The organism is Mesorhizobium sp. M7A.F.Ca.US.007.01.2.1 (assembly GCF_003998165.1).
GTDB lineage: Bacteria > Pseudomonadota > Alphaproteobacteria > Rhizobiales > Rhizobiaceae > Mesorhizobium > Mesorhizobium ciceri.
Map to the genome: position 1 here is coordinate 1 of NZ_RZQP01000423.1, position 2,298 is coordinate 2,298.

A 2,298-nucleotide genomic window follows, 5' to 3' on the forward strand; every position below is an offset into this window, starting at 1 on the left:
TTGTCAGGCACAAAAAAGAGCGGCGGGCCGGGCCCGCCGCTCTTTGACTTGGAGATCGACTTCGGTTGTTAGTTGTTGCCGAAGAGGTTGCGGTCGGCACCTTGCGGAGCAGACTTCTGGGTGGTGTCACCCGACGAGTTCAGCAGCTTGTAGACCGGCGAACCGGTGTTGCGTACCGAAGAGGTGCGCGTGCTGTCGACCGAAGTCGTGGCGGCAGGCTGATTGGCACCATTGGAGCCAAAATTGTCGCTGCCGGCGAAGGCACTGCCGGTGATGGCCAGAACGGCGGCGGCAGCAATAAGGATCTTGTTCATTTTAGTCTCCTGAATTCTGGATTTCGCCAGGACGGCAGACACAGCTGCCGTCGGTTGCGAAATTGGTTGTTAGCGACCGAAGAGGTTACGGTCGCTGCCCTGAGCGGGCGTCTGGGCAGCCGGTTCCGAGGTTTTGGTGGAAGCCGTGTACGACTGGTCCACAGCGGCGGCAGGCTGGTTGGGGCCGTTCGAACCGTAGTTGTCGCTGCCCGCGAAAGCGCTGCCGGTGATGGCCAGAACGGCGGCGGCAGCAATGAGGATCTTGTTCATCTTGAATACTCCTGAATGTCTGAATTTCGCCAGGGCGGCGGGCGAGCCCGCCGTCGACCGGGAAACTGGGAATCGGCTGTTAGTTGTTGCCGAAGAGGTTGCGGTCAGCACCCTGGGCAGGCGCCTGAGCAGCCGGTTCCGACTTCTTGGTCGAAGCGGTGTACGAGCTGTCGACAGCAGTGGCTGCCGCGGCGTTGGAACCGTAGTGGTCGCTACCAGCGAAGGCGCTGCCGGAAATGGCCAGAAGGGCTGCGGCAGTGAGAATGATCTTTTTCATTTTTGGTACTCCAGTATCGTCTTTTTTCCGTCCGTCTAGCGGCGTGTCTTGGAAATGAAATCGCGTCGTTCGGACAGCCCCGATGTGGGAGGGCAAGGTCGTCTTTTCCAATCACGAAGTTGTTCCGTGTGGACCATGAATCCACACCTTGAAATTGTGCCAACGGAATCTAGGGATGCATTTTTCTTCTTCATATCAGTGTGTTAGGTGTAGCCACCTGATGGATCACTGACTGTTTCAGAGGCCCAGCGTTCACACCGTCCTGCACGCACCGTCAACAGAAACGAACCGTTCGGTTCGATTTTAGGGCGAACTAATAGTCACTTTTCGAAACCATTAACCTTTTTTGACCCCCCGCGAAGGGTCGGATTCGGGAAGATCGCAGCCGGCAAATGGCCGCCCGGGAGGTGGGATCTCGGCCCGCGACGAGCTGCAGTAGCGTTTCGCATGCCGTGTCGCGCCGCATGGATACGATGTCGTTTTCATGCCGACGGCGCGCCCGCGATCGTGGTTAGATCATACCATCTCAGGTGCCGCTTCGTGACGACGAGGCGGAGAATTGGGAAGCCGGTCAGAATCCGGCGCTGCCCCCGCAACGGTGGTGGAGTTCAAGTCGCAACGGGAGACCACTGGGCAACCGCCTGGGAAGGTGTCGCGATGGTCCGCAAGGACAACTCCAGAGCCCGGAAACCAGCCCGAGATTTTTAGACTCGACTGATCGCGGTGGGCGGTCAAGAGGTGGATAGCGCATGTCCGGCACACAGCCGGCCTGCGCTTCAATCCTTCCTCCGTCACCACCAGTTCAGTCCTTAGGAACGAGGACAGGACATGGATATCCGCAACGACATGCTGAGGCTCCTGAAGGGGCGCCGGCAAGGCTTTTCGCTGGAGCAGCCCTTCTACACCGATCCGGACTACTTCAAGCTCGACATGGAGCTGATCTGGTATCGCGACTGGCTGTTCATCGGCCATGATTGCGAACTGCCGAAGCCGGGCAGCTACATCACCGTGCAGGTCGGCGATTATCCGGTCGTCCTTGTCCGCGACCAGCACGGCAAGATCAACGCCTTCCACAATTCCTGCCGCCATCGCGGCAGCCGCGTGTGCAACACGGAGAAGGGTACCGCGGCAAAGCTCGTCTGCCCGTATCATCAGTGGACCTACGAGCTGGACGGCCGCCTGCTGTTTGCCCGCCAGATGGCCGACGGTTTCGACAAGAGTGATTTCGGCCTGAAGCCGGTCGCCTGCGAGAGCGTCGGCGGCTACATCTTCATCTGCCTGGCCAAGGAACCGGCAGATTTCGCGCCGATGCGGGCGATGATCGAACCCTATCTTTTGCCGCACCGGCTGCGTGAAGCAAAGATCGCCTTCGAGAGCACGATCGTCGAGAAGGGCAACTGGAAGCTGGTCTGGGAAAACAACCGCGAGTGCTACCAC

At 59.3% G+C, this 2,298-nt stretch carries 4 protein-coding genes and 1 riboswitch; of the genes, 1 reads left to right on the top strand and 3 read right to left on the bottom strand.

Going from position 1 to position 2,298, the window contains the following annotated elements; genetic code table 11:
* Positions 1-68: 68 nt before the first annotated feature.
* From EN949_RS34625 to EN949_RS34635, 3 genes are all read right to left on the bottom strand, one after another.
* On the bottom strand, positions 69-314 hold the full coding sequence (locus EN949_RS34625) for a DUF680 domain-containing protein (RefSeq protein WP_013528266.1): 246 nt from the start codon (positions 312-314) through the stop codon (positions 69-71).
* Between the two features lie 69 nt (positions 315-383).
* Entirely contained in the window at positions 384-584 is a 201-nt protein-coding gene (locus tag EN949_RS34630) for a DUF680 domain-containing protein (protein ID WP_013528267.1), read from the bottom strand.
* A gap of 79 nt (positions 585-663) precedes the next feature.
* Positions 664-861, bottom strand: coding sequence for a DUF680 domain-containing protein (locus EN949_RS34635; protein ID WP_013528268.1), 198 nt, complete (start codon positions 859-861; stop codon positions 664-666).
* 511 nt (positions 862-1,372) lie between these two features.
* A riboswitch (cobalamin riboswitch) is annotated at positions 1,373-1,575 on the top strand.
* A gap of 114 nt (positions 1,576-1,689) precedes the next feature.
* On the opposite strand from EN949_RS34635, the gene EN949_RS34640 reads away from it, so the two are divergent.
* Positions 1,690-2,298: aromatic ring-hydroxylating dioxygenase subunit alpha (locus tag EN949_RS34640; protein ID WP_164782657.1), on the top strand; the 609-nt coding region annotated here is incomplete at its 3' end.

Excerpts from the sequence above, each read along its gene's own strand:
- EN949_RS34630 (WP_013528267.1), bottom strand. The coding sequence starts at position 584 with ATGAACAAGATCCTCATTGCTGCCGCCGCCGTTCTGGCCATCACCGGC.
- EN949_RS34635 (WP_013528268.1), bottom strand. The coding sequence starts at position 861 with ATGAAAAAGATCATTCTCACTGCCGCAGCCCTTCTGGCCATTTCCGGC.
- EN949_RS34625 (WP_013528266.1), bottom strand. The coding sequence starts at position 314 with ATGAACAAGATCCTTATTGCTGCCGCCGCCGTTCTGGCCATCACCGGC.